Annotated in this window: 25 protein-coding genes; 18 read left to right on the top strand and 7 right to left on the bottom strand. The window is 54.3% G+C overall.

The window, feature by feature from the left end; all coding sequences use genetic code 11:
* Positions 1 to 202 precede the first annotated feature (202 nt).
* The 13 genes from wecB (at position 203) to QMK54_RS09825 (ending at position 13,249) form a co-directional block, all read left to right on the top strand.
* Complete coding sequence (gene wecB / locus QMK54_RS09885; RefSeq protein ID WP_320402419.1) at positions 203 to 1,321, top strand: non-hydrolyzing UDP-N-acetylglucosamine 2-epimerase; 1,119 nt, start codon at positions 203 to 205, stop codon at positions 1,319 to 1,321.
* A gap of 88 nt (positions 1,322 to 1,409) precedes the next feature.
* On the top strand, positions 1,410 to 2,678 hold the full coding sequence (gene wecC, locus QMK54_RS09880) for a UDP-N-acetyl-D-mannosamine dehydrogenase (protein ID WP_320402418.1): 1,269 nt from the start codon (positions 1,410 to 1,412) through the stop codon (positions 2,676 to 2,678).
* A 160-nt stretch (positions 2,679 to 2,838) separates the two neighbouring features.
* Entirely contained in the window at positions 2,839 to 4,272 is a 1,434-nt protein-coding gene (locus QMK54_RS09875) for a hypothetical protein (RefSeq protein ID WP_320402417.1), read from the top strand.
* The gene (locus QMK54_RS09870) at positions 4,193 to 5,401 is read left to right on the top strand and encodes a hypothetical protein (RefSeq protein WP_320402416.1); all 1,209 of its coding nucleotides are present in this window, start codon (positions 4,193 to 4,195) and stop codon (positions 5,399 to 5,401) included. The genes QMK54_RS09875 and QMK54_RS09870 overlap by 80 nt, the downstream gene beginning before the upstream one ends.
* A complete protein-coding gene (locus QMK54_RS09865; RefSeq protein WP_320402415.1) occupies positions 5,364 to 5,885 on the top strand; it encodes an acyltransferase in 522 nt (173 codons plus the stop codon). The genes QMK54_RS09870 and QMK54_RS09865 overlap by 38 nt, the downstream gene beginning before the upstream one ends.
* Before the next feature lie 384 nt (positions 5,886 to 6,269).
* Complete coding sequence (locus QMK54_RS09860; RefSeq protein ID WP_320402414.1) at positions 6,270 to 6,959, top strand: WecB/TagA/CpsF family glycosyltransferase; 690 nt, start codon at positions 6,270 to 6,272, stop codon at positions 6,957 to 6,959.
* A gap of 272 nt (positions 6,960 to 7,231) precedes the next feature.
* On the top strand, positions 7,232 to 7,507 hold the full coding sequence (locus QMK54_RS09855; RefSeq protein ID WP_320402413.1) for a hypothetical protein: 276 nt from the start codon (positions 7,232 to 7,234) through the stop codon (positions 7,505 to 7,507).
* Between the two features lie 88 nt (positions 7,508 to 7,595).
* Positions 7,596 to 8,708 (top strand): polysaccharide biosynthesis/export family protein, encoded by a 1,113-nt coding sequence (locus tag QMK54_RS09850; RefSeq protein ID WP_320402412.1) that lies wholly within the window; start codon positions 7,596 to 7,598, stop codon positions 8,706 to 8,708.
* A gap of 13 nt (positions 8,709 to 8,721) precedes the next feature.
* Positions 8,722 to 9,381: a YjbF family lipoprotein gene (locus QMK54_RS09845; protein WP_320402411.1), complete on the top strand. Its 660-nt coding sequence runs from the start codon at positions 8,722 to 8,724 to the stop codon at positions 9,379 to 9,381.
* Positions 9,378 to 10,145, top strand: coding sequence for a capsule biosynthesis GfcC family protein (locus tag QMK54_RS09840; protein ID WP_413787358.1), 768 nt, complete (start codon positions 9,378 to 9,380; stop codon positions 10,143 to 10,145). The genes QMK54_RS09845 and QMK54_RS09840 overlap by 4 nt, the downstream gene beginning before the upstream one ends.
* Complete coding sequence (locus QMK54_RS09835; protein ID WP_320402409.1) at positions 10,142 to 12,226, top strand: YjbH domain-containing protein; 2,085 nt, start codon at positions 10,142 to 10,144, stop codon at positions 12,224 to 12,226. Before QMK54_RS09840 ends, QMK54_RS09835 begins: the two co-directional genes overlap by 4 nt.
* On the top strand, positions 12,223 to 12,612 hold the full coding sequence (locus QMK54_RS09830) for a VanZ family protein (RefSeq protein ID WP_320402408.1): 390 nt from the start codon (positions 12,223 to 12,225) through the stop codon (positions 12,610 to 12,612). The genes QMK54_RS09835 and QMK54_RS09830 overlap by 4 nt, the downstream gene beginning before the upstream one ends.
* A gap of 178 nt (positions 12,613 to 12,790) precedes the next feature.
* Positions 12,791 to 13,249, top strand: a complete 459-nt coding sequence (locus QMK54_RS09825) for a mannose-1-phosphate guanylyltransferase (protein WP_320402407.1) — start codon at positions 12,791 to 12,793, stop codon at positions 13,247 to 13,249.
* Positions 13,250 to 13,278: 29 nt separating this feature from the next.
* Here the strand turns inward: QMK54_RS09825 and QMK54_RS09820 are convergent, their stop codons facing one another.
* Both QMK54_RS09820 and QMK54_RS09815 read right to left on the bottom strand, forming a co-directional pair.
* Positions 13,279 to 13,908 carry a hypothetical protein gene (locus QMK54_RS09820; protein ID WP_413787357.1) on the bottom strand — a complete coding sequence of 210 codons (630 nt, stop codon included), beginning with the start codon at positions 13,906 to 13,908 and terminating at the stop codon, positions 13,279 to 13,281.
* Between the two features lie 70 nt (positions 13,909 to 13,978).
* Positions 13,979 to 14,341, bottom strand: coding sequence for a hypothetical protein (locus QMK54_RS09815; RefSeq protein ID WP_223593725.1), 363 nt, complete (start codon positions 14,339 to 14,341; stop codon positions 13,979 to 13,981).
* A gap of 517 nt (positions 14,342 to 14,858) precedes the next feature.
* On the opposite strand from QMK54_RS09815, the gene tal reads away from it, so the two are divergent.
* On the top strand, positions 14,859 to 15,785 hold the full coding sequence (gene tal, locus QMK54_RS09810; RefSeq protein ID WP_110656711.1) for a transaldolase: 927 nt from the start codon (positions 14,859 to 14,861) through the stop codon (positions 15,783 to 15,785).
* Positions 15,786 to 15,951: 166 nt separating this feature from the next.
* On the opposite strand, the gene rssC is transcribed toward tal, so the two are convergent.
* The 3 genes from rssC to QMK54_RS09795 all read right to left on the bottom strand — a co-directional run bounded on the left by rssC (position 15,952) and on the right by QMK54_RS09795 (position 18,745).
* Positions 15,952 to 16,434 carry an anti-sigma factor antagonist RssC gene (gene rssC, locus QMK54_RS09805; protein WP_007978612.1) on the bottom strand — a complete coding sequence of 161 codons (483 nt, stop codon included), beginning with the start codon at positions 16,432 to 16,434 and terminating at the stop codon, positions 15,952 to 15,954.
* Entirely contained in the window at positions 16,434 to 17,615 is a 1,182-nt protein-coding gene (gene rssB, locus QMK54_RS09800; protein ID WP_032829882.1) for a two-component system response regulator RssB, read from the bottom strand. The genes rssC and rssB overlap by 1 nt, the downstream gene beginning before the upstream one ends.
* 440 nt (positions 17,616 to 18,055) lie before the next feature.
* Positions 18,056 to 18,745 (bottom strand): VacJ family lipoprotein, encoded by a 690-nt coding sequence (locus tag QMK54_RS09795; RefSeq protein ID WP_110656708.1) that lies wholly within the window; start codon positions 18,743 to 18,745, stop codon positions 18,056 to 18,058.
* 200 nt (positions 18,746 to 18,945) lie between these two features.
* On the opposite strand from QMK54_RS09795, the gene QMK54_RS09790 reads away from it, so the two are divergent.
* Entirely contained in the window at positions 18,946 to 19,566 is a 621-nt protein-coding gene (locus QMK54_RS09790) for an HAD family phosphatase (RefSeq protein WP_110656706.1), read from the top strand.
* Between the two features lie 112 nt (positions 19,567 to 19,678).
* The gene (locus QMK54_RS09785) at positions 19,679 to 19,942 is read left to right on the top strand and encodes a DUF4404 family protein (protein ID WP_110656704.1); all 264 of its coding nucleotides are present in this window, start codon (positions 19,679 to 19,681) and stop codon (positions 19,940 to 19,942) included.
* Between the two features lie 177 nt (positions 19,943 to 20,119).
* On the opposite strand, the gene queF is transcribed toward QMK54_RS09785, so the two are convergent.
* Positions 20,120 to 20,950 carry an NADPH-dependent 7-cyano-7-deazaguanine reductase QueF gene (gene queF / locus QMK54_RS09780; protein ID WP_110656702.1) on the bottom strand — a complete coding sequence of 277 codons (831 nt, stop codon included), beginning with the start codon at positions 20,948 to 20,950 and terminating at the stop codon, positions 20,120 to 20,122.
* Between the two features lie 61 nt (positions 20,951 to 21,011).
* Entirely contained in the window at positions 21,012 to 21,548 is a 537-nt protein-coding gene (locus QMK54_RS09775; RefSeq protein ID WP_110656700.1) for a plastocyanin/azurin family copper-binding protein, read from the bottom strand.
* A gap of 155 nt (positions 21,549 to 21,703) precedes the next feature.
* Here QMK54_RS09775 and QMK54_RS09770 point away from each other — a divergent pair, with 155 nt between their 5' ends.
* Positions 21,704 to 22,384, top strand: coding sequence for a heavy metal response regulator transcription factor (locus tag QMK54_RS09770; protein WP_110656698.1), 681 nt, complete (start codon positions 21,704 to 21,706; stop codon positions 22,382 to 22,384).
* Positions 22,384 to 23,733, top strand: coding sequence for a heavy metal sensor histidine kinase (locus tag QMK54_RS09765; RefSeq protein WP_320402406.1), 1,350 nt, complete (start codon positions 22,384 to 22,386; stop codon positions 23,731 to 23,733). Before QMK54_RS09770 ends, QMK54_RS09765 begins: the two co-directional genes overlap by 1 nt.
* The last annotated feature ends 27 nt before the right edge of the window (positions 23,734 to 23,760 follow it).

Genomic DNA, 23,760 nt, shown 5'->3' with positions numbered 1-23,760 from the left:
AATTAATCCTGGGGCGGTAGCGTGGTAAAAATTAAATTCGTGCTGCCCCACGTCGATGGTTATCCGTTAATTCGGCGTATTTCTTTTGGTCAACAAAGGTTGGGTCACCGTTGTTTTATACAACTTAGATCTGAAACGACATTTGTTAGTCCGTCCAAACATCCCTCTACCTTCAGCTACGAACATAGCAATGGATCGCCCTATGAAGACCCTATGCATTTTTGGTACCCGTCCCGAAGCCATTAAAATGGCTCCACTTGCGTTGGCACTGGCGGCAGATGAACGCTTTGAGGCGAAAGTCTGCGTCACCGGCCAACACCGTGAAATGCTCGATCAAGTGCTTGGGTTGTTTGCCATTGAGCCGGACTTCGACCTGAACATCATGAAACCCGGCCAGGACCTGACCGATGTGACCAGCGCGATCCTGCAAGGGCTGAAGAAAGTCCTGGCGGAATTCAAACCCGATATTGTGTTGGTTCATGGTGATACCGCCACCACTTTTGCTGCCAGCCTCGCGGCTTACTACCAGCAGATTCCGGTTGCGCACGTCGAAGCCGGTTTGCGCACGGGTAACCTCTACTCTCCGTGGCCGGAAGAAGGCAATCGTAAGCTCACTGGGGCCTTGGCCAACCTACACCTCGCGCCAACCGAAACGTCACAAGCCAATCTGCTGCGCGAAGGCGTCAATCCAGCCACGATCGTCGTCACCGGCAACACAGTGATCGATGCCCTGCTGGATGTCGTCAAACGTCTCGATCAGGACCAGGCACTGCTTGCCCAAGCTTCTGCACCGGCGGCCTTTCTGGACCCCGCTCGAAAACTGATCCTCGTTACAGGCCATCGCCGGGAAAGTTTTGGTGACGGCTTCGAACGCATTTGTCAGGCCTTGATGGAGGTTGCCCAGCAACATCCAGAGGTTGATATCGTCTATCCCGTGCACCTCAATCCCAATGTGCGCGAGCCGGTCAATCGACTCCTGACCGGCATTGACAACATCTACCTGATCGACCCCTTGGACTACCTGCCTTTCGTCCACATGATGAGCCGTGCGCACATCATCTTGACCGACTCCGGAGGCATCCAGGAGGAAGCGCCGTCACTGGGCAAACCCGTGCTGGTGATGCGCGATACCACAGAACGGCCAGAGGCTGTTGCCGCAGGCACAGTGAAACTGGTCGGCACCGAAACCGCGGATATCGCCCGCGAGTTGAACCGCTTGCTGATCGATGCGGCCGCCTACCAAACAATGAGTCGCGCCCATAACCCTTACGGCGACGGTAAAGCCTGCCAGCGCATCATCGAGGCGCTGCTCGCTCGTTAACCCCCTCCCTTGCTTAACAGCCGTGGCTTTGCCCGGCTGTTAGCTCGCTTAAACAACGTATCTACACATCACCATTCAAGGACGCACCATGCCTTTCAACACCATCTCCGTCGTTGGTCTCGGGTATATCGGCTTGCCCACTGCGGCCGTCTTCGCTTCGCGCAAAAAACAAGTGATCGGCGTCGACGTTAATCAAAATGCGGTCGATATCATCAATCGCGGGCAGATTCATATCGTTGAACCAGACCTGGACATGGTTGTGCATGCGGCCGTAACTGAAGGCTACTTGCGCGCCACCACCCGGCCGGAACCCGCCGATGCTTTTTTGATTGCCGTGCCCACACCGTTCAAGGGTGACCATGAACCGGACCTGGGCTACATCGAATCGGCCAGTAAAAGCATTGCCCCGGTGTTGAAGAAAGGCGATCTGGTCATTCTGGAGTCGACCTCCCCGGTTGGCGCCACCGAACAGATGGCCGCCTGGCTCGCCGAAGCTCGTCCAGACCTGAGTTTTCCGCAAACCCACGGTGAAAGCTCCGACATCCGCATTGCCCACTGTCCGGAACGTGTACTGCCCGGCCATGTGCTGCACGAGTTGGTACAGAACGACCGTGTTATCGGTGGCATGACACCGAAATGCTCCGCATTGGCCATCAGCCTTTACAAAATCTTCGTCCAGGGCGAATGCATCGTCACCAACGCCCGCACTGCGGAAATGTGCAAACTCACCGAGAACAGCTCTCGCGATGTGAACATCGCCTTCGCCAATGAACTCTCGATTATTTGCGACAAGCTGGATATCAACGTCTGGGAACTGATCCGCTTGGCCAACCGCCACCCAAGGGTCAATATCCTTCAACCAGGCCCCGGGGTCGGCGGACACTGCATTGCAGTCGATCCGTGGTTTATCGTTAGCAAAACCCCAGATGAAGCTCGCTTAATTCGGACTGCTCGGGAAGTGAATGACAGCAAACCAGAGTGGGTACTAGATAAAGTTAAGATTGCTGTCGCAGAGTTACTTCAGAAAAACCCATTAAAAACTGCCTACGAAGTTACAATTGCGTGTTTTGGCTTAGCCTTCAAACCCGATATTGACGACTTGCGCGAGAGTCCGGCAGTTTCAATCACACTGAATATCGCTGCTTGCCACCCTGGGCGAGTGTTGGCGGTCGAGCCGCACATTGAAAAACTCCCTGCGAAATTGACTAACCAGCTAACGTTGAGCAGCATTGATCATGCACTACCTGAAGCAGATATTATTGTCCTGCTCGTAGACCATAAATTCTTTAAAGAGATCAGTCTAGAGCAACTAGAAGGTCGCAAAATTATTGACACCCGAGGCATCTGGAACAGCTAATTCTCTCTGAATTAATTTCTTATTGACGCTGCCTTTGCATACAACAAAGGCAGCTTCCTTCCAATCCATAAAAGACAAAATAGAGCTAAGCACACCACAATGCACTACCTGAGCTTTCCACCCAACAAAAACTCTACTTTGCAAACCAGGAATGCTCTTAATGAAGGTTAGCAAAGGAACATCTTTGAGCATCATTAGCACATCTTTGCTATTTTTTATTAATGAGATGGCCCTTCTATCTATTATTGCTTCAGCCCTATACTTAAAATTCAAGAAAAAGCCATTTGAGTGCTTACTCGTAATTTGCTTTTATCTGACTTTTCAATGGACCTGGAGTGCGATCAGCGCAAACACTGGCGTAAGTAATCTCGAGCCAGCACATGTCAAAACCATAGCAGGATCAATCTTTCTAGCGATTATTCTTACCAAATATATATCTAAGCCTACAAAATTTCAAATACTATGCATTGCAGGTATCTTTCTATTACTAATGAAAGGTACATTGTTTGCCGCAAACAAAATGGTCGCAATAAAATATTTAATCAACATGTACACCCCAATGATCATCACGATTATCAGTATGGGTAACATTTCTTTCAGTAAAAACAGAGAAAAAATCTCTAGCAAAATAGAAACCTATATTGCTTTAATCTTGATTGCTTCGCTAATTGGTGCATTGGCGCATGTAGTATCAGGCTACGACACCCTAATTTCGTTAACGTCTTCTCTAGCAGACAATAGACAGGACACCGATAGCATCATGCAAGAAGTCGATGGAGAGTTTAAATATTTCACGGCTGGAGCCGCAACAAAAATAGCAGGAATTCCTGTAATTAGAAATCCCGGGTTAATTATCGACTCCATCCTCGCAGGTTATACTCTTGCCTTCGTAATTGTTTATATTATTTATTTCGTACGCCGAAACAAAGCTATACTTCTTGGCGCATCGTGCTTTTTACTATTTATCACATTTTCAAAAGGCGCCTGGGCTATACCGATCATTACAATATTCATAACCGAAGCAAACAAATTTCTTTGGAAGAAATCAGTAAAACTTAGATTCATCACTAACATACTATTAATCTCGGTTATTTCGCTCGGCACGATAATTTCCGCCTCGCGGGGAACCGGCGATAGTTCATTCATTCATTTCATGGGGCTTTCCCAAGTATTTGTGTTCTACCCATCTATTGCAGGGAATGATTTAGGTAGCGGAGGAAACTATGCTGATTCTGAATTCACAGAAAAACTAAAAACCGGAGCAGAAAGCACAATCGGCGTTATCTATTATCATACTGGCGCAGCAGGACTTGCACTATTCATAGCATTAAACGCCTCAATACTTATGTCTTTACTAAAGAAAAACAATCGGAAGCATAGTATCCTAATAGGCATGCTTGCAGCTCAGCTTATTTTGTGTTTCCTTCAAGAAAACACATACAACCTAGCATATAGCTTCCCGCGAATACTGATTTTCATCGCAATCATTTTTGAAATCAATAGAACCAATACCCATGCAAATCAAAAAAATAATTCCCTTAGCCATAATGGCGCTGGGTGCAGGATCAATCTTCCTATCCATACTATTACTTAAACACCATCTTTCACCTGAAGATTACGGACGTTATTCAGGACTTATAACGCTCACAATGATCACATCAGCAATAGGACTGCTTTCTTATGAACAATCTACGCTCAGACTAGCAAGCATCTCGGCGCGAAACACCTTACTTCTACCCTCCAACACGGTGGTGACTGCTCTGTTAATCGCAGCATCCACATCGGCGGCATCTTCTTTCTTTTACACTCATTTTTTTGATTACAACAGTTCTCCTTGGAAAATATTCATCATTTGCTTCTCTCTATCCGTGGCTTTATTCGCCTCATCACTTCATCGTTTGTGCTCAAACTTCACGAACAGCCAAGTCACATTGCACAGCTGGAAAATAATATTCCTAGCAATCATCGTGACAGTCCTTTACCTCAAAGGAAGTGTGAATTACGAATCGATTGAAACAACACTTCTACTAGCGTGCCTACTAGGACTTTCATCAGCTGCCTTTTCGATACGAGGTAGAATTGATTCTTCTGCACTGCAAATAAACACCATACCTTTTACTGCCAGCTTTTTTGGTTCAACCGCTATAATAGTGGCAATCAATAGTTTTGATAAATTTGCTGTAGGCAAGCTGATTGGCAAAGAAGAACTTGGGAATTATTTCTACACAGCTACAATTTATACCTATCCATTTTTAATTATCTCATCCTTCATAGGGCTCACACAGTTAATTTCATTTAAAGCCAAATTTAACATCAGCGATCTAAAGAAACAGATCAGACAAGTACTAATTCTGACACCTCTATCGCTATTGGCTTACTCTGGAGTATCAGCATACGTTAACTCACTTATCAGCCCAACAGAAAACCAAGACTATGCTTTAATAGCTATATTCTTAGGGATTTCAATGATCCGAATTGCTTATGCTGTGATTTCATCCGCAATGGGGGCTACAGGGTTGAGCAAGACCATATTCATTGCAAACCTTTACTTCATTATTCTCTCAACACCATTTTTAATATTACTGTCGCAGTTTCCAGCAAGCACATATACAATTGCCACAACCGTCCTCGGACTCTTACTAATCAGATCACTCCTTTACTTTATATTTTTAGCCAGGCAAGAGCATGAAAAAACTACTAGCACAATTGAGCTTCGAAGCTAAGCAATGGTTTATCTTACTTACTAAATACGCACCCGGTAAGTTTGGGTGCCACATTCGAAACTTAACATGGGGGTATAAGACTGGAAAATTTTCTACAATCTGGGACGGAACCCATATAAATCACCCAGAAAAATTGAAAGTTGGCAATAATGTTTCGATCAATAGGGGTTGTACAATTCATGCAGGCGGTGAAATTGATATAGGAGACAATGTTTTAATTGGACCTAATGTCGTCATATACTCGCAAAACCACAAATTTCGCTCTTTAAGCAAAAATATTGCTGAACAGGGCTACTCCTATAAAAAAGTCACTATCGAAGACGATGTATGGATTGCTTCTGGCGCAATTATATTGCCAGGCTCTCATATTTCGAAAGGTGCAATTATTGGTGCGGGCGCGGTTGTTCGAGGCAGCATTCCCAGCCTTGCCATCGTAACCGGCAATCCCGGCACTATCACTGGAACTCGGACACAAATGGATTAAAAATATAAATCACCGACACTATTGCAGGGACATCGATGACATTTATTTCATTTTTCCAACAATCGATTAATCTGAAACTTTTCCTTTTCTGGCCCGACATGTGTCGACTTACTCATCCTTAGTTTGTTGCGAAACTACTCCTATACCGGTACGAGCGGGCATTTGCATGCAGACGCGCGATGCAACTGCGTAGTTATTAACCCAGCTAGCGACCTACAACAGTGATTGCACAATTTCGAAAAAAAACCATCTGATTGGTAGGGCCGTTTTTTACTTCCCCCACTGACCTAGGCGTATTACTCGCTCGCCTTTACACCCCATACACCGCTGAGATTAACTATGCAAAGAATTGAAGTTTTGGACTGTCCCATGGATGTCGCTTCCATGGACAACACCGTCGAGACAATTCGTAGCGCGATTGCTGCCGGCCAGTTCACCCAGCACGTGGTAGTGAATGTCGCCAAGCTTGTAAACATGCGTGAAGACCCTCAGTTGAGCGAATCCGTTCGTTCTTGTGACATTATTAATATCGACGGTATGGGTGTGGTGTTGGGAGCCCGCTTTCTCGGCCACTCAGTCCCCGAACGCGTCGCGGGTGTCGACCTGTTTCATGAACTGCTGGAGATGAGCGCGGCCAACCACTTTTCAGTGTTCTTGTTAGGCGCCAAGGACGACGTCGTTTCCACCGCCGCGAGCAAGGTGAAGGCGCTTTACCCTGGGCTGAAAGTCGCCGGGTATCACCATGGGTATTTCTGGGACGACGAAGCCACACTGGTCGAGAAGGTTCGGGCTTCAGGTGCGCAGCTGCTTTTCGTCGCCATCACCTCGCCGATGAAAGAAAACTTTATCAACCGCTGGCGCGATCAGTTGGGGGTCACCTTTGTCATGGGGGTGGGCGGAACGTTCGATGTGGTCGCGGGAAAGGTAAAACGTGCGCCGCAATGGATGCAGAATTACGGGCTGGAATGGCTGTACCGTGTCATCCAGGAACCCGGCAGGATGTGGAAGCGCTACTTGACCACCAACAGCAAGTTCGCCTGGTTGCTCATCAAAGAAAAGTTTAAGCGGTCTTGAATATCATCGCCGTACTCGTGGCGTGGCCGAGCAATGTTATAAATAGTGAGCACGCGTTATAAAACGTCAGACCTATCAGGCGTCCTACACAGGTATTCTTAAGGCAATTATCGCAAGATAAATCTCACTGAGGAATGAGCCAGAGGTCCACGCTCATCGAGTTCGAATCAATACTATCCTTAACGTTAATGGACGCTCTGAGTTTTTGGCCTTGCACGCTCGCTTCTTAGTTTCACCGCCAATACCGACGATGCATCAAAAAGGAATCTACCATGACCAAACTACTTGCTTCAGCTCTAATGCTTTCTTTAAGTACCTCCGTTTTGGCCGCTGAGCCTCCCGCAGCGTCTTCTGCTCCAGGCACGCCTGCAAACACGTCTTTGAATCAGCCCACCCCTCTCATCGGCAACATGAGCACAGAGAGTGTTATCGGCCTCGGCGCCACGGTTGTAGCCGGCGTCGCGGCGCTGTCATCCAGTGGCGGAAGCAACAATGGCGGGGGCACGACCGGCACTACCGGCACGACCGGCACCACCGGTACACGCTAAGCGTACCGCGAGGTCGATAGCCTTCTACCACCCGGAGCAATCCGGGTGGTTCCGTTCTGATGTGTTTCCTCCACAAGTGTCCTCAATCATGATTCGTAGTTTGTCGCTCGCTGTGCTTGCGGGTATAGCCCTGCAAGGCTGTATGTTCTCACCCGGTCAACACCTGGATACCAGTCAGGTCGGCCGTGATGGCTCACCGGAAAGTAGTCGGATCGAGTTGATTCCGATAACGCCCAAACTGATTGCCCAGAACGCGGCGACAAATGTGCAAACCTCGGTGCATGCCGAGTTGTTGGCGTTCAGGCCGGGGGCTTACCGGATTGGCGCCAATGATGTGTTGTACATCACTGTGTGGGACCATCCTGAGTTGACTGCGCCATCGGGTGCGCAACAGCAAATTGATGCGAACGGTCGCCTGGTACGCCCGGACGGCACCATGTTCTACCCCTACATCGGTAATATTCATGCTGCCGGCAAAACCATTGAGGAGCTACGCGGTTTTATTGCCGAGCGCCTGACCCAATTCGTCGACAGTCCCCAGGTTGACTTGAGTGTTTTGCGGTTTGCCAGTCAAAAAGTCGTTATTTCCGGTGCTATTTTAAAAGCCGGTCAACTACCCATTACCACTTCGCCGCTCAGTGTCGTCGAAGCCATGGGCACTGCTACCGTCGATCCATTGAATGCCGACCTTGCCGGCCTGACGCTGACCCGGGACGGACGTGAGTATCCGCTGGACCTGGACTCGCTCAACAGCAAAGGCTCGCAGTTGCATAACGTCTATTTGAAAGACGGCGATCAGTTGTACCTTCCCTACAACGACCGGAAAAAGATCTACGTCATGGGTGAGGTCAACCAGCCTCGGGCGCTCACGTTCAAAATCAATCGGATGAATCTGGCGGATGCGGTCGGAACGGTCGGTGGACTGAACCAGGCCACCTCCAATGGCAATGCGCTGTATGTCATTCGAGGTGCTGAGAACCTTGAAACCGAGCCGGCAAAAGTCTTTCAACTGGACGCCGAATCGCCTACCGCTTTTGCTCTCGCCAGCCGCTTCGATCTGCACCCCCAGGACATTGTCTACGTCGGCCCTGCAGGCGTGACCCGCTGGAACCGCTTGATCAGTCAGTTGCTGCCCTCGGCTCTTGTCCTGGGTACCGGAGCAGCGGCTCAAAACAATCTCAGTGAAGCCAGCAGTCGATAAGGTTTGAGCCGCTTTGAAAACTTTGCGTAACAGCTCATGCCTGGCGGTGGGTTTACTGCTGTGTGGCTGCAATCCGTTGATGCAGGCGTCCCTAGATACCTTTAAAGCCTCCACCCTGGGCGTCCAACCGCTGGAAGTGACTGCGGCGCAAGTGGAGGCCGTGCCCTATGCGCAGATCAAGGTCACCACGCACGCCAGCGAAGGTGTGCTGGCGAAGCTTCGCCAGCAGGGTGACCTGGAGTTCTGGGTCGCCTCCGGCAAGCAAGTGTTGTTGATGCGCGATGGCCTGGTCGTTCGCACCGTCGGCCTGAGCATCAATCTCGATGGCACGCGCTTCGACGGTGAGTCGCCGTTCAAGCGTGGCTTGCAGCGATTGCCCGACGGTTACAGCAGTACCCGCTGGATTGATGTCTATCAGGGTCCGTGGGTCGGACTGGCGGTCAACAGTCGCTTCAGTCGACAGGCCATCGAAACCGTCACCATTCTGGACAAGGACTATGCGCTGCTGCGCATTGACGAACGCGTCGACATCCCCGAGCTGGGTTTCAAGGCCACTAACCATTTTTGGGTCAGGCCTGACGACGGCTTGATCCTGCAGAGTGAACAACATCTCACGCCGGAACTTTTCTTGAAGATCGTGCAATTGCGCCCTGACTGGGAGACGGCTCGGTGAGATATTCGAAAACGCTGTCGGCTTGCCTGTTGCTGGCAAGTTCTGCGATGACTCAGGCCGCTGTCACAGTCACGGGTGATGTACTGAACGCCGGATCCTTCACGCTCGTGCCAGGCACGCGCTTGCTCGATGCCGTCAGCCAGGGACACCCGAACGCCGAAAGTTACTGGCTGGCCGCCGCCTGGTTGCACCAACCACTGATGATGCAGCAAACCCGCCTTAAAGCCGGTGTGCTGTTCGATCTGAAAATGCTTCAACGTGGGGCCTTGCTTGAAGAAAAAAGCAGCCTGGCGGCCCTGGCTGCGCGCCTGTTTGAAGAGGTCAGCCGACTGCCCGTTACCGGCCGAAAAGTCGCGGTACTCGACCCCGTGGCGCTGGAGGTTGGGTTCGCCCGCAATTACTCGCTCAGTGACGGCGACCGGCTGATTTACCCTCTACGCCCGACGACGGTCACTGTCCTGGGCGCAGTTGAACAGCCCTGCACGCTGCCCTATCGCGCCCTGCAGCCAGCCCAGGAATATCTCAAAAACTGTCTGCCGGTGACCGACGCAGATGCCGATTACCTGTGGTTGATTCAGCCCGATGGCCAGGTCAGGCGAGTCGGCAACGCCGCCTGGAACCGCGAAGACGGGGTGTTTGCCGCCGCAGGCAGCACAATTCTGGTGCCCGTGCGAAACGATGATCCGGATCTGCCTACACCCGATTTGAACGAGCAGCTGGCCCAGTTTCTCGCCACCCAACCGTTGCCCGAGGTGGCCCCTTGAAGTTACGTTTTGCCGCCGTAGTGTTGTTGCCCTACAGTCTGGCTCATGGCGAGCCACGTTTTACCCAGAATGATTTCGGTGGCGTGGGTTTGTTGCAAACCCCCACCGCACGGATGGCACCCGCCGGCGAATTCAGCCTGAACGCCAACCGGACAGACCCATATTCTCGCTATAGCATTTCAATACAGCCCCTTGATTGGCTGGAAGGCAGTTTCCGTTATACCGCTATCAGCGACCGTAAATACGGGGCCGAGGCATTCAGCGGCGACCAGAGCTATAAAGACAAGGCGGTCGATGTCAAAGCCCGCCTCTGGCAAGAAAGCCACTGGTTGCCCGAAGTCGCGCTCGGTTTTCGCGATGTTGGGGGCACCGGCCTGTTTTCCAGCGAATACTTTGTGGCGAACAAACGTTACTACAATCTGGATTTCAGCTTGGGCATTGCCTGGGGCTATATCGGTAACCGGGGGGATTTCGAAAATCCGCTGGGGTACCTTGATGAGCGCTTTGATACACGCCCGGTAAACACAGGCGCGGACGCGGGCGACGTCAATACCAACTCGTATTTTCGAGGCTCGCCCGCGTTGTTTGGCGGTGTGTCCTATCAGACGCCCTGGTCGCCCTTGAGCTTGAAACTCGAGTTCGACGGTAACGACTACGAGCACGAGCCGCTGGACAATAGCCTGAAGCAGGACTCGCCCATCAACATCGGGGCGGTCTACAAGCTAAGTGACTCTGTCGATTTGACGGCAGGTTGGGAGCGCGGCAACACCGCGTTGTTCGGCATCACTTTTCATACCAATTTCGCCAGCCGCAAGGCGCCGGCCAAACGCTACGACCCCGCTGTCGAAGCGCTGCCGGCACGCGCGCCAACCACGCCGCTCGATCAGGTCGACTGGGCGGGGGTTTCCAAACGACTGGAAAATAACGCAGGTTATAAGGTCGAGCGTATTGCTCAGCGCGATTCCGAACTGATTGTGTATGGCGAGCAGTCACGCTATTTCTACTCAGCCAAAGGCGTGGGCCGGGCCAGCCGGATTCTGGACAACAGCGCGGATGACGAAATCGACTGGTTCACACTGGTGAACAAGCGTTACGACATGCCCGTGGACGAAACCAGCGTGCCGCGCGAAACCTTCCGGGCCGTGGTGAACAACCAACAAGACCTTGCAGACCTGCACCGCACCACCGAATTGAACCGGGCCACGCCACACATTGAAAACACGCTGTACACCCAGGCCCTCGAGCCTTTTACCTATGGTTTCGGCTTGGGTTACAAGCAAAACGTTGGTGGTCCTGACGGTTTGTTGTACCAGTTGACCGCTGATGTGGACGCTGAATACCGCTTTACCCGCAGCACATGGACGAGCGGGGTCATCAGCACCAACCTCCTGAACAACTTTGATAAGTTCACGTACGACGCGCCGAGCAATCTGCCCCGAGTGCGCACCGACTTGCGCAAGTACGTCATCACCTCTGATGTAACAATGCCGACATTTCAGCTCAACCATGCCAAGCAACTGGATCAAGACTTGTTCGGCATGGTGTATGGCGGTTATCTGGAGTCAATGTTCGCCGGGGTCGGAGGTGAATTGCTGTACCGCCCCATGGGCGAGCGCTGGGCCCTGGGTGCTGATTTGAACTTTGTGCGCCAGCGTGACTTTGACCAGGGTTTTGGTCTGCGCGATTACAACACCGTGACCGGTCACATCACCACCTATACCGAACTGCCGTTCGATTTGCAGGCGGCGGTCAGTGTTGGACGGTACCTGGCGCGCGATTGGGGTGCCACGTTTGATGTGTCGCATGAGTTCAGTAACGGCGTGAAGTTCGGTGGCTGGGTCACCCGCACTACGGCCTCGAAAGAAGAGTTCGGCGAGGGCAGTTTCGACAAAGGTATCTATATCTCGGTCCCCTTCGACGAGTTGATGAGCGTTTCCACGATGCGTCGCGCCAATCTGGTCTGGGCTCCGTTGACCCGCGATGGTGGCGCGCGTCTTAACCGCCAATATTCGCTGTACACCATGACCAATGGCCGCGACAAAGATGCGTTCTATAAAAACTTTGAGAAAATCACCGAATGAGTTCGTTACTCCTGGGTGTCACACAACTTTCCCAAAGGATACGCAGTCTTTTTTTCATCAGCGTTAGTGTGGTCTTGCTGGCCGCTGCTTTGCGTGCGCAACCGATTCCCGAAGCCTTTGCCCAAGAAGACAAGCTGCATCACCTGGTTGGTTTTTTCGTGTTGTCTTTTAGTTGCCGACTGGCCTTCCTGCGGGTCAAGGCGCGCTGGATCGCCTTGGGCTGTCTGCTGACGGGGATCCTGATCGAATATGCACAAGGAATGATGCCGCTGCGCACGGCATCACCTTACGACGCCTTGGCCAATGCTGTCGGTGTGTTGATCGGCTTGATTGCGTGGCGTTGGATGCAGCCAGTCAAACAGTCCGCTGAGTTCCCGGACACTTAAGACTATGACTTGATCCGTGAGCATAGCGACAACACGCGTGCAAACATCAATGCACTGAATCAACGCAACCCATTTCTATTATGCGATTTTCTATAAGAAAGGCCTGTAAACGGTATTTTTTAGCTCTTGGGTGCCGCGTTTTTTGAGCGGCCATAAACCTTTTTTAAGGCAGACCACTATGAACGCTTCCAGATCACCGATCGACTCCGTCTATAAATCGCTGGACCCTTTTGCACCGGGCAATATGGTTTTTGGACAGAAGCTCACCGAGGCCGACAGTGGATTGATTGCCTGGTTGCGGACATACGAAAGTGCCCCCTCCACTACCCCCCCACAGCCAAAGTTGTTGGTGGAGCGCATCGGGCTGTTTCCTTCCTCAGGTGATATTCGGCGCATGGTCGGCAATCCCATTGAGCTACTCGAGCACTTGCGGGCCCTGTATGCCGGTGAAGCACTGGATGTGGATGACAGTGACGGCCTGAGCCTGACGTTCACTGAATGGCGCTTCAAGATCTGCCCATCGGAGAGCGAAATTCTGTTGAAGGTTGAGAGTCGAGGCGATGTTGCGCTGATGCAGAAAAAAACTGCAGAACTGCTGGATCGGATCGAAGAAAAAAATAGTAGTCAATCCTGGTGACGCCACTTCACCAGAACTCGAATCATAACTTACAACCTTGACGATCCGCCGGGAGTGCGCCAGTGAGGCTGCATGAATGCCTTTTCTGCCCCCGAAAGAGTTACTGCGAAAGAGTTCAAGAGCCTCTCGGCTGTATATTTTGGAATGCTCGTACTCAGCATGATAATCGCGAGCCCTAGCATGAGGGCCGTCCGGGGAATTTTGCGTATTTCCTTTCTCTCCAGCCTGAAAAGAAATACGCACGCCGCCGCTGACCCCACAACCGCCCCGGCAATCGCTTCCGGCAGAGGATGAATCGTCTGACCGACATACTCGACGCTGAACCACCAGGTCGACAGCAGCCCTGCACCCAGTGCTAGCCATCGGAGCCGATGATCCAGTTGGCGCAATAGCAAACTCAGTACAACGGTTGAGACCAGGCAGGCATTCATTGCGTGGCCGCTGATGACTGCGATATCCAGGCTTTCCAAACCGATTCCCCAGCCCTTGAACAGCACTTTGCTCAAGCCAACGACAAAATAGGCTACTGACAGTACGCCTAGCCATAAGAGCGCAAGTTTTCTTGATGCTGTGCACCACAGCCAACCGCCTACGACCAGGGCTGCTGGTAACATGACAGTAATGCCGGCGTATTGAGTGATGTACAGTTTTGATTCCAATCGGCTTCTCACGCCTCATGCAGCTTTCTAGTGTTCTGGACATTGAGCGTGTGCTCAATAGATAAGATATTCAGCGGTCCAAAAAACACTTCAGGCGATTCTCTACGACAACCACCGAATAGCTCGCGATGCGCATTGCCAGTCCGTCCTCTATCAGGGCTTCCAGCAAGGCAACTTGTGCCGCGAAGCGCAGGTCGAGGTTGAGTTTTCGAGAGGCGTGCATCTGATCGATCAGAACATGCGTGACTTGATAAGGGGTGTTGACTCTCAGACGCCCCAACCAGACGGGGATTTTTTTTGCGTTTTTAGATTGTCTGATACCCCGCACGCAGGTCGCCTTGTCCGAAGCGGTGCTTTTCGAAACCTCCACGATTTCTTCAAACACGCCGGTCAATTTTTTTAGTGCGTAGCCAAGCATCAAATCATCAAACACATCCAAAAAACATATTCCTCTTCACGCAGTGAACGTTATGCTACAAACGCACATTCGCTACAAACACACATTCGCTACAAACACACATTCTTGATTATCACACTACACCTTATTCTATATATGTACTGGACGTATTCTAACGATCAAGACCTCTGCCAGATAACATCACACCTGTTAGCACCAAGACTAACTTTCCAAGGTGTTAATTGACTTTTTATAACAATTATTCAGCGCGCAATCGAACTATATAAACTTCAACATTATCGGTAGTTACACATAAGGTGCCGCGAGAGTTATCAGAGGATTCAGGAGCCAGAAGATCTGGTTGCAAGGCGTTAACCGTCAGATCAGTTGAACCTGTGAGCCCGCTTGGCATCAAATTCATCGATACCATGCCCCACCTTTCAAACACCTGTTTTCAGGTTGTTGCCGCAGGGGCCGCCGATACACGTACGCACCCTTGAGTGGCTGTCAGCGCTCGGGTAATGTCATCAGACCCATAGGACAGAGCACGCCCATGACTTCCAAGCTGGAACAACTCAAACAGATGACCACCGTGGTTGCCGACACCGGCGACTTCGAAGCAATCGCTCGCGTTAAACCGGTGGACGCCACCACCAACCCTTCCCTGCTGCTCAAGGCCGCGGCCATTCCCGCTTATGCCGAGCTGCTGAACGCCAGCGTCAACGACTGCAAGGGCGATGTGGGCCTGGCCAGCGACCGTTTTGGCGTGGCCGTGGGGCAAGAAATCCTCAAAGTGATCCCGGGCCGTATTTCCACCGAAGTGGATGCGCGCCTGTCGTTCGATACCGACGCCATGTTGAAGCGTGCGCATCGCTTGATCGAGCTGTACGACAAGGCCGGCATTGGCCGCGAGCGCGTGCTGATCAAGATCGCGTCCACCTGGGAAGGCATCCGCGCTGCCGAGATCCTGGAAAAGGAAGGCATCCAGACCAACCTGACCCTGCTGTTCTCCTTCGCCCAGGCCGCAGCCTGTGCCGAAGCCGGGGTGTTCCTGATTTCGCCGTTCGTGGGCCGTATCTACGACTGGTACAAGAAAGCCAACGGCAACGACTACATCGGCGCGGATGATCCGGGCGTGCAGTCGGTGACGCGCATCTACAACTACTACAAGGCCAATGACTACAAGACCGTGGTCATGGGGGCGAGCTTCCGCAATCTGGGCCAGATCGAGCAACTGGCCGGCTGCGACCGCCTGACCATCAGCCCGGACCTTATCGACAAACTGGCAGCGGATACCGGCAAGCTGGAGCGCAAACTGGCGCCGGGCCATGCCGGTGAAGCGCGCCTGAGCCTCAACGAATCGCAGTTCCGTTGGCAGTCCAACGAAGATGCGATGGCGACCGAGAAACTGGCTGAAGGCATTCGTCAGTTCGCCCGGGATCAGGAGAAGCTTGAGGCGTTGTTGCAGGCCAAGCTGTGATCTGAGCGGGTGTAATGCAAAAAGGGCGAACCCTGGTGGGTTCGCCCTTTTTTGTGTGCGTTTGGTGGATCTGGTTTCGCTTTGGCGGGTAATTGATTGTCAGGACGCCATCGCTGGCAAGCCAGCTCCTACAGGGGACAGGTTGCCAGTGAGGGCGTTTTACGGATCAATGCCGTTCGAGGGCATTCACCAAGTCATGGAAGGCTTCACGGTTGGTGTCGTTCAGGCCCATGAGGATCTTGTGCGCTTCGAGCACTTTGATCCGCACCACTTCTTCTGACTGATCCTGGTCTGGCAGGTCGTCCAGGCATTCCGGGCATGGCACCGGTTTGTCGACGATGTTGAAGACCTGCTCGAAGCCCATGGACTGCAGCAGCCGCGTGATGTCTTCGTGGGTGGTGACGACAGTCGGCAGCAGGCCGACCTTCTGCCGCGACAGGATCGACAGCTTGGCCAGCAGGCCGAGTGTGGTGCTGTCGATGCTGCGGGTTTCGGTCAGATCGATCACGATCGCGTTGAAATTCAACGCGCTGAAGATCCGCTCAATAGTCGCATCCAACGCCGAACACAGGGTCAGGCGAACTTCACCGACGAACTTCAGGACGAACGTGCCATCCTGCTCGGCGAACTGGATTCTACCGGTACTCATCAAAGATTCCTGCTCAACACCAACAGGGCGATATCATCCGGCATCTCCCCTAGCGTGGCCAATCCAAAAACCTGCCGCAGCCCATCCAGGGTGCCGCCCGCAGCCTTGACCCGTTGGGGCAACGCCGCTTCTTTTTCTTTGAGTGTGGGTTCTGGCAAAAGATCCAGAATGCCATCAGACATCAGCGTCAGGCTGAACGTCGGCGGCAGTTCCAGCACGTGGTCTTCGTAGGTGGCTTCGTTGAAGAGGCCCACAGGCAGACCACGCCCTTCCAGATAACGAACACTGTCTGGCGTGTACAACACTGGCAACGGCAAATGACCGCCGATGCTATAGGTCAACAAACCGGTCTCCTCGTCGATGACTCCACCGACCATTGTGACGTGTTTACCCAGCTTACAACTGATCAGGCCCCGGTTGATATGACCAAGAACCTCTGAAGGCTTGAATTCCGGCAAAGTGCCGCTGCGCTTGGATTCGAACAGCAGGCGCGTGGTCATGAACTTCAACAGCACCGTGACGAAGGCTGAAGAGGCGCCATGACCGGAAACGTCCGCCAGGTAGAACGCTACCCGACGCTCGTCGACGCGAAAGTAGTCGACGAAATCACCCGACAGGTACAGCGACGGGATGATCTGGTGAGCAAATTTGAACTCGTCGATGGTCCAGGGACTGACCGGCAGCATGTTCATCTGCACCTGGCGACCGGCGTTCTGGTCTTCCTGGAGCAGGTTCAGGCTGGCCTCGAGCTCGCGGTTGGCCTTTTCCAGCTTCTCGCGGTAGCGCTGGTTCTCCAGCAGCAGGCGCGCACGATCCAGGGCCCGGCGCACGGAGTGCTCGAGCACAGCCAGATCTTCGAGAGGCTTGATCAGGTAGTCCGCCGCGCCCAGGCGCAGGGCTTCGACCGCGTCGTTCATCACGCCCGCACCCGACACCACGATCACCGGCGTTTGCGGCGACAGCTCGGTCACCTGGCGGATGAGTTCGAGTCCGCCCATCTGCGGCATGCGCAGATCGCAGATGACCAAGTCGGGCTTGTCTTGCTCGAATACCTGAAGACCCTGCTGGCCATTGCTGGCCTGCAAGACGCTGAAACCACTGTCTTCCAAATAGGCGGCGAGGCTCGCGCGCACTACTTCGTCATCATCGATTATCAGCAGCGTGGCACTGGTTTTTGGCATGTGGGCAAACGGCGCCAGAATTAGGTTGGCGTAGCAGGCGGGGGATTTAGACCCGGCACTCACTACTGGATTCGCTTTCTAGCCTCTCTGTCGCACCGCTTTCGGGCATTTGCCCTACACACGTGTTCACCAGAGGTGCCCTTCTAAGGCGCAGACGGTACTCCCATCCGCGGGGCGTTTCAAGCTCACGCCGATGGTCGCTTGACGACTTTACTTGTCAAATCACCGAGAGTTATAAGAACAGTCAAAACCGAAACCCAATGGAAGGATCTAAGCCATGAGCCAAACCGGTCGGGACTACAGCGAAAAGCGTGATTTCATCCGCATGCGCCCCTGAAAGGCCTTGAGGCCGACACCGAAGTGGCTTGAGTGGAGGAACAGGACCGCGGCAGACAAAAAAGGCGGCCTTGATGGCCGCCTTCTCAATTTGTCGATCGACGTTAAAAATCGTCTTCAACCTGGCCGTCTTTCACCTTGAATTCACGGTTCTGCAGGTACGCATTACGGATGAAGGTGTACTTGTCGCCAGTGATCAGCTTCTCGCTCGACAGCAGGTTGGCACGGGTATCGATGATGTCCAGGGCGTAGAACGAGTTACGCACAGGCACGTCGTTTACGTAGCGATAAGCGCCGGTATAGCTGTCGACGTACTTGGAAGGCGCGTCACGCAAGGTGCTTGGACCCAGCAGTGGCAGCATCACGTAGGGGCCGCTGCCGACACCCCAGTAACCCAGCGTCTGGCCGAAGTCTTCGTCATTGCGCTGCAGACCCATTTTGGTACCGACATCAATCACGCCCAGCAAGCCGAAGGTGGTGTTGAAAATGATGCGTGCGGTATCAACGCCTGCGGCGCGAGGCTTGGCCTGCAGGATATCGTTGGCCAGGTTGCGCACATCGCCGATGTTCTGGAAAAAGTTGTGGACGCCGTCCTCGACAAACTGCGGCGCTATGTACTGGTAGCCCTGGGCCAAGGGCTTCAGCGCGTAGGTGTCGATCACGTCGTTGAACCTGTAGATCGGGCGGTTGACGCTTTCCCAAGGATCATCTTCCGAGGCTGCCTGGGCAACGAACGGAACCAGCATCACACTGGCGCATACACAAATCCTGGCTAGATGATTGCTCCAGCGCATAGAAAAAACTCCTTGGTTTGTACCGGCTCGGGCGCCTGGCCCGGGCAATAAGTAAGCAAGTATAAGACGTAAACGCCGTTTAACGCACTTTGCACGAAACCCGCGCCACAGGAAGCGTGCCAATTGTGAGCGATTCATATCCATGTCACTCAACTGTCACCGTCGCCCGCTAGCCTTAAGGCTATTTCAGGGACGTCCATATGCCGCTCGCCGAAGCCTTGCCGCAAACCGCACCCAGCCTGACTGCCGTACTGTTCGGCCTCAGTGGCTGCCTGGTGGATTTCGGCGCACACACGCACCGGCACGCCAGCCACACGGCCGAACACGCCGAGGCCACGCCCGGTGCACTGGATAGCCTGCGCAGCTTGCAGCGCCAGCAAATACCCTGCGCCTGGCTCGATGAACTGCCCCCTGCCCTCAGCCAATCCCTGGCCGCTGCGCTGCCGGAATGGATCAAACCCTCGCAACATCCAGCAACAAACAATCCATGGCCCGCCCCAAATGCCTGCTGGCAAGCCTTGATGACCCTGAACGTCGAACGACTCGACGGTTGTGTGCTGGTGAGCGGTGAGCCCCGCCTGCTGCAAGCGGGGCTCAATGCCGGGTTGTGGACCATCGGCCTGGCATCCTGCGGCTCGCTGTGCGGATTGACGCCCCGGCAATGGCAAACGTTGACCCAGCAGGAGCGCGACATCAAACGCGCGAGGGCCACGATGCAATTGTTCGGCCTGGGCGTGCATTCGGTGATCGATCACCTCGGTGAACTCGACACCTGCCTGGCCGATATCAGCTTGCGTCGGCTCAAGGGCGAAAAGCCCTGATCGAGATCATGCACGTTGTGCGCGAGTGGATTAATCTAAAGGTCAGGCATCGACCTTTGGCCTTTCGCCGTGGTCTATGCCAGTGCCTATCGATTAAAGAAGGAAGAACGCCATGCCTGCCCGCGAACTGCAAGAACAGCTCAATACCCTGCGCGAGCAATTGGAACAGAATCCTCCGCTGTCTGAAGCAGAGCGCGCCGAACTGCACGAGCTCATGCAACAGATTGAACTGAAGCTTGAGCTTGAAACCAAAACCCAGGACTCCAGCCTTGCCGATGGTGTGAACCTGGCCGTTGAGCGCTTTGAAGTCGATCACCCCGCCATCGCTGGCACCTTGCGCAACATCGTGAACGCCTTGGTCAGCATGGGTGTCTGACGCCCCTGCCCTGAATGCAAAAAAGCCCTGCTGGCGATAGCAGGGCTTTTTCGTTTCTACGACTGGCAATGCAAATCCCCCTGTGGGAGCGGGCTTGCGCGAAGGCAGTGGGTCAGTCAATGAAGTGGTCGACTGACACACTGCCTTCGCGAGCAAGCCCGCTGCCACATTGGATCTTTACTGACGGACCAGGCGATGGTTCGGTAGTTGCACCTCTTCAGTACTGCGATACGGGTTGATGTCCAGCCCGCCACGCCGCACATAACGCGCATACACCGTCAGTTTCTCCGGCTTCAACAACCGCTGCAGGTCAAGGAAGATCCGCTCCACACACTGCTCATGGAAGTCCGAATGCTGACGGAAGCTGACGATGTACTCGAGCAGGCTCGCGTGATCCAGCGCCGCACCACGGTACTCCACCGCCACGCTGCCCCAGTCCGGCTGGCTGGTGACCGGGCAGTTGGACTTGAGCAAATGGCTGTGCACGCTCTCCTCGACAATGCGCGAATCATCGCAACGTAGCAGTTCCGGCCGCGGGTGCTCGTAGTTGCTGACGCTGATATCCAGTTCATCGATGCACACGCCCGGCAAGGCCACGACGCCTTCACTCTCGACATCCTTGAGACTGCGAATGCGCACGCCCACCGGCTTGCCGGCAGCCGTCGACAAATCCTTGGCCAGCGTCGCCTCAAGGCTCGCGGTGTCGGTAAACGGCGTCTGGTTCAGGGAGTTGAGGTACAACTTGAACGACTTCGATTCGATGATGTTCGGTGAATCCGCCGGAATGCTGAATTCGCCAATCGCCACCACGGGCTTGCCCGACGGCAGCAGCCAGGACAGCTCGAAGCAGTTCCAGAAGTCCACGCCTTTGTACGGCAGGGTTTGCGCCGTCAGGCCCAGCTCCGCCCACTTCGCGGTGCGCGGGATCGGGAACAGCAAGGACGGCGTGTAGGTGGCGATGTATTCGCTGGACTTGCCCAGCGGCGAGTGTTCGGCTGCGGGATGCATGGCGGAAACCTGACTGAAGAATCAGCAGATTCTATCAGCCTTTGCTCGCGCCTTTGAGTGCTTACTGACTGACAGTCAGTTTGCCAACCATGCCGGCCTGGTAATGGCCGGGGATATTGCAGGCAAATTCCAGGTTGGTGGCCTTGCTGAAGGTCCAGGTCAACTCGCCGGTCTTGCCCGGCTCCACCAGCACGCTGTTGGGGTCGTCGTGCTTCATGCCGTGGTCCATTTTACTGTGATCCATGCCGGCCATGTTGCCGTGGTCCATGGCCTTCATGCCGGTGGGCGTCAGCATGCCGTCCTGCTGCATCTGCAACATTTCCTGCTGGTGCCTGGCGTGCATCGCCGCATCCCCCAGGTTGAACTCATGCAACAACTGGCCTTTATTGACCAGCACGAAGCGCACGGTCTCCCCGGCCTTGATATCGATGGCTTTCGGCGTGAAGGACATGTCTCCCATGACCACCTCGACACTGCGGGTCGCCTGGGCCGCCGGGGCTGGCTGGCCGAAATCGTAGGTATGCCCGGCGTCCGCCCACACCGGTGAACTCAGTGCCAGCAAACAGAGGATTTGCGTCACGGATTTGCGTAAAAACATCGTCGTACTCCAACAAGGTAAGGCTCAGCATGCGTAAAACTCTAAACTGCCAGCACTGCCCGTAACCTGACAGCCAGATTACAACTTTGTCAGGTTGACCTGTATGAACGCTGCCCACGGTATAAAGCGTTCGTACCATTTGCCCAGAGTCGCCCATGAAACTGCTGATCGTCGAAGACCAACCGAAAACCGGCCATTACCTGCGCCAGGGCCTGGCCGAGGCCGGGTTCAACACGGAACTGGTGGCCGACGGCAACACCGGTCAGCAATTGGCCCTCAGCGGCGATTATGCCCTGCTGATTCTCGATGTGATGCTGCCCGGCCGTGATGGCTGGCAGATTCTGCAAGCGGTACGCAGCGCCGGCCTGGACACGCCTGTACTGTTCCTGACCGCCCGTGACGCCGTGGAGGACAGGGTTCACGGCCTCGAACTGGGCGCCGATGACTATCTGGTCAAGCCATTTGCCTTTTCCGAACTGCTGGCCCGGGTCCGCAGCCTATTGCGTCGCGGCAGCACCACGCCCCAGGAAACCAGCCTGCAACTGGCCGATTTGCGCCTGGACCTGATCCGGCGCCGGGTCGAACGCAGTGGCCAGCGTATCGACCTGACCGCCAAGGAGTTCGCCCTGCTGGAAATGCTCCTGCGCCGCCAGGGCGAAGTCCTGCCCAAGTCGCTGATTGCATCCCAGGTCTGGGACATGAATTTCGACAGCGACACCAATGTCATCGAGGTGGCGATCCGTCGCCTGCGCCTGAAAATCGACGATGAATTCCCCAACAAGCTGATTCACACCGTGCGCGGCATGGGCTACGTCCTTGAAGAGCGCCCCGCCTGATGCGCCGACTGTCCTTGAGCAGCCGCCTGGCGCTGCTGTTTGCGGCGTGCACCGCCGTGGTGTCGTTGTTCGCCGGGGTGCTGTTCAGCCGCGCCAGCGAAGCGCACTTCGTTGAGCTCGACCAGCAACTGCTGGACGGCAAGCTGATTGGCTTGCGCCGGGCCCTGCACGACTATCAGTCGAGTGACAGCGAAACGAAGCTGGCCGAAGAACTGAGCCGGCAGGCTGACCTGTCCCTGCGCATCACTGGCAGCGACGGCCAGCGCCGGTACGACAGTTCGACCAACATTCCGCAGGCGTTACCGAGCCAGCCCGGATTGTCGACGGTGAGCCACGAAGGCACCGATTACCGCGTACTGAATGCGCTGCTTTTCGTGGACAAACCCGAGTCGCCGCAACTGACCCTGCTGCTGGATATCACTCACCACCAGCACTTCCTGCAACGCATGCAGCATTTGATCTGGCTGACCGTCGGCCTGTCCGCCCTGGCCACCGCGCTGCTGGGCGCCTGGGCGGCACGCAGCGGCTTGCGCCCGTTGCGGCGCATCAGCGCGGTGGCCAGCGGTGTTTCCGCGCAATCGCTGAACTCGCGGTTGCCTGAAGAAAACATGCCGCCGGAGCTGGCGGAAATGGCCCACAACTTCAACGCCATGCTCGGACGCCTCGACGACTCGTTTCAGCGCCTGTCCGCGTTCTCCGCTGACATTGCCCATGAACTGCGCACGCCACTGTCGAACCTGCTGACCCACACCCAGGTCACCCTCACCCGCCCTCGCCCCCTCGAGGACTATCGCGAGGCGCTGCACAGCAACCTCGAAGAGCTGCAATGGATGGCGCAACTGGTCAACGACATGCTCTATCTGGCCAAGGCTGACCACGGCTTGCTGATTCCCAAACGCGAAGCGCTGGAACTGGCGGAGGAAGCGGATCTGCTGCTGGAGTTCTTTGCGCCATTGGCCGAAGACGCGCAGGTAAAACTGAGTCGTGACGGCAATGCCCGTATCGAAGGTGACCGCAGCATGTTGCGGCGGGCGTTGTCGAACCTGCTGGACAACGCGCTGCGGTTCACGCCGACCGGGGGCGAGGTTCGGGTGCGAATCGTCGATCAGCCAAAAGAGTTGCGTCTGACCGTTGAAAATACGGGCCAACAGATTGCCGGAGATCTATTGCCGCGCCTGTTTGACCGGTTTTACCGGGCCGATCCAGCACGTCGTGAAGGCAGCAGTGAGCATGCGGGATTGGGACTGGCGATCACCCAGTCGATCATCCGAGCCCATGGCGGGCAGATTCATTGTGAATCGGAGAAGGGGTGGACCAGGTTTGTGATTGAGTTGCCAAAAGAAGATTGAGGCCAGTAGTTCCGGCCCCTTCGCGAG

This window comes from Pseudomonas sp. P5_109 (assembly GCF_034009455.1).
Taxonomy (GTDB): domain Bacteria; phylum Pseudomonadota; class Gammaproteobacteria; order Pseudomonadales; family Pseudomonadaceae; genus Aquipseudomonas.
This window is presented reverse-complemented; position numbering and strand designations above follow the sequence as displayed.

Excerpts from the sequence above, each read along its gene's own strand:
- wecB (WP_320402419.1), top strand. The coding sequence starts at position 203 with ATGAAGACCCTATGCATTTTTGGTACCCGTCCCGAAGCCATTAAAATG.
- wecC (WP_320402418.1), top strand. The coding sequence starts at position 1,410 with ATGCCTTTCAACACCATCTCCGTCGTTGGTCTCGGGTATATCGGCTTG.
- QMK54_RS09875 (WP_320402417.1), top strand. The coding sequence starts at position 2,839 with ATGAAGGTTAGCAAAGGAACATCTTTGAGCATCATTAGCACATCTTTG.
- QMK54_RS09870 (WP_320402416.1), top strand. The coding sequence starts at position 4,193 with ATGCAAATCAAAAAAATAATTCCCTTAGCCATAATGGCGCTGGGTGCA.
- QMK54_RS09865 (WP_320402415.1), top strand. The coding sequence starts at position 5,364 with ATGAAAAAACTACTAGCACAATTGAGCTTCGAAGCTAAGCAATGGTTT.
- QMK54_RS09860 (WP_320402414.1), top strand. The coding sequence starts at position 6,270 with ATGGACAACACCGTCGAGACAATTCGTAGCGCGATTGCTGCCGGCCAG.
- QMK54_RS09855 (WP_320402413.1), top strand. The coding sequence starts at position 7,232 with ATGACCAAACTACTTGCTTCAGCTCTAATGCTTTCTTTAAGTACCTCC.
- QMK54_RS09850 (WP_320402412.1), top strand. The coding sequence starts at position 7,596 with ATGATTCGTAGTTTGTCGCTCGCTGTGCTTGCGGGTATAGCCCTGCAA.
- QMK54_RS09830 (WP_320402408.1), top strand. The coding sequence starts at position 12,223 with ATGAGTTCGTTACTCCTGGGTGTCACACAACTTTCCCAAAGGATACGC.
- QMK54_RS09825 (WP_320402407.1), top strand. The coding sequence starts at position 12,791 with ATGAACGCTTCCAGATCACCGATCGACTCCGTCTATAAATCGCTGGAC.
- tal (WP_110656711.1), top strand. The coding sequence starts at position 14,859 with ATGACTTCCAAGCTGGAACAACTCAAACAGATGACCACCGTGGTTGCC.
- rssC (WP_007978612.1), bottom strand. The coding sequence starts at position 16,434 with ATGAGTACCGGTAGAATCCAGTTCGCCGAGCAGGATGGCACGTTCGTC.
- rssB (WP_032829882.1), bottom strand. The coding sequence starts at position 17,615 with ATGCCAAAAACCAGTGCCACGCTGCTGATAATCGATGATGACGAAGTA.
- QMK54_RS09795 (WP_110656708.1), bottom strand. The coding sequence starts at position 18,745 with ATGCGCTGGAGCAATCATCTAGCCAGGATTTGTGTATGCGCCAGTGTG.
- QMK54_RS09790 (WP_110656706.1), top strand. The coding sequence starts at position 18,946 with ATGCCGCTCGCCGAAGCCTTGCCGCAAACCGCACCCAGCCTGACTGCC.
- QMK54_RS09785 (WP_110656704.1), top strand. The coding sequence starts at position 19,679 with ATGCCTGCCCGCGAACTGCAAGAACAGCTCAATACCCTGCGCGAGCAA.
- queF (WP_110656702.1), bottom strand. The coding sequence starts at position 20,950 with ATGCATCCCGCAGCCGAACACTCGCCGCTGGGCAAGTCCAGCGAATAC.
- QMK54_RS09775 (WP_110656700.1), bottom strand. The coding sequence starts at position 21,548 with ATGTTTTTACGCAAATCCGTGACGCAAATCCTCTGTTTGCTGGCACTG.
- QMK54_RS09770 (WP_110656698.1), top strand. The coding sequence starts at position 21,704 with ATGAAACTGCTGATCGTCGAAGACCAACCGAAAACCGGCCATTACCTG.
- QMK54_RS09765 (WP_320402406.1), top strand. The coding sequence starts at position 22,384 with ATGCGCCGACTGTCCTTGAGCAGCCGCCTGGCGCTGCTGTTTGCGGCG.